This window comes from Kitasatospora sp. NPDC093558 (assembly GCF_040683475.1).
Taxonomy (GTDB): Bacteria; Actinomycetota; Actinomycetes; order Streptomycetales; family Streptomycetaceae; genus Kitasatospora.
Map to the genome: position 1 here is coordinate 1 of NZ_JBFBDY010001004.1, position 1,776 is coordinate 1,776.

The window sequence follows — 1,776 nt, forward strand, 5'->3', positions numbered from 1 at the left end:
CGACGCCGCCGCCGCCTTCGTCCTCACCCCCGACCAGGTCGAGCGCGCCGTCCGGACCGCGCACCAGCAGGCCGTCCTCGCCGGCGGCCCGCTCACCGAGGACCACCTCCTGCACGGCGCCCGGGCGCAGAACAGCGCCGGCCTCGAACGCCTCGCCCGGCGGATCCGGCCCACCGTCGGCTGGGCCGACCTGGTCCTGCCCCCGCCCGTCCTGGCCCGGCTGCACGAACTCGCCGCCCGCGCCCGGCACCGCGACCGCGTCCTCGGCGACTGGGCGATGCGGCCCGGCGGCGGGCGCGGACGCGGCGTCATGGCGCTGTTCGCGGGCGACTCGGGAACGGGCAAGACGATGTCCGCCGAGGTGATCGCCGGCGACCTCGGCCTCGACCTCTACACCGTCGACCTCGCGACGGTGGTCGACAAGTACGTCGGCGAGACCGAGAAGAACCTCGAACGCATCTTCACCGAGGCCGCCGGGGTCAACGCCGTGCTGCTCTTCGACGAGGCCGACGCGATCTTCGGCAAGCGCTCCGAGGTCAAGGACGCCCACGACCGCTACGCCAACGTCGAGAGCGCCTATCTGCTCCAGCGGATGGAGTCCTTCGACGGCCTGGCCGTCCTCGCGACCAACCTGCGCGCCAACCTCGACGACGCGTTCACCCGCCGCCTCGACCTGGTCGTCGACTTCCCCCGGCCCGAGGCCGGCCAGCGGACGGCGCTGTGGGAACGCTGCCTCGGCCCGGCGCTGCCGCGCGCCGACGACCTCGACCTCGAATTCTGCGGAGCCGCCTTCGAGTTGGCGGGCGGCGACATCCGCTCCGCCGCTGTCACCGCCGCCTACCTCGCCGCCGACGCGGGCCGCCCGGTCGCCATGGCGGACCTGATCGCGGCGGTGGCGCGGGAGTACCGGAAGCTGGGAAGGCTGTGCCTGGAGAGCGAGTTCGGGCCCTACCACGCACTCACCCGGCTCGCCCCGTAGTGCCCGTTCGGGCAACGGGGGGTGTCCGGTCGGTACGCCGGGCGTCCCTGGCGGTCGGTGGCCGCCGGGGGCAACTCTGGTGAGGATGACCGTGGTTGGGGAGTGATGGGATGCGCGATCACGAACTCGGGGCCGAGCAGCTCGCCGACGCCGCGCCTCGGGCCGAACGGGCTCCGCAGGATCATGCCGGGTTGATGCTCCGGGCGGCCGCGGGCGGGCGTGCGGGCCTGCTGGGAGCGGGCGGCCTGCTCGGACTGCAGCGCGCGGTGGGCAACGCCGCCGTCGGAGCGGCACTGGAGGAGGAGCGTGCGCCCGCTTCTCCGGTGCACGGCGTCGTCGCCTCAGGCGGCAACGCCCTTGACGGGGACGTGCGTTCGGACATGGAGGCCCGCCTCGGCCACGACTTCGGTGACGTCCGCGTGCACACCGACTCCGCCGCCCACGACTCCGCCAAGGCCGTCAACGCCCATGCGTACACGGTCGGTTCGCACATCGTCTTCCAGCGCGACGCCTACGACCCGGGCTCCCACCAGGGCCGCACGACGCTCGCCCACGAGCTCACCCACGTCGTGCAGCAGCGCTCGGGACCGGTCGACGGCACCCCGGCGGCGGGCGGCATCGCGGTGAGCGACCCGGGCGACCGCTTCGAACGGGAGGCGGCCGCGACGGCCGAGCGGGTGATGGCGGCCCCGGCACCCGCCGTACAGCGGGAGGCGGAGGAGGAAGACGCGTCAGTGCAGGGCCTGTTCGTGCAGCGGACGGAGGCGCCCGAGGAGGACGAAACAGCCGCGTCCCAG

2 protein-coding genes are annotated in these 1,776 nt (G+C 74.3%); both read left to right on the plus strand.

Annotation, left to right across the window (positions count from 1 at the left end; all coding sequences use genetic code 11):
• Positions 1-979 (plus strand): ATP-binding protein (locus AB0O00_RS37870; protein WP_363659234.1); only part of this gene is annotated, 979 nt, incomplete at its 5' end.
• A 110-nt stretch (positions 980-1,089) separates the two neighbouring features.
• The coding region (locus AB0O00_RS37875) for a DUF4157 domain-containing protein (RefSeq protein WP_363659235.1) at positions 1,090-1,776 on the plus strand (687 nt) is incomplete at its 3' end.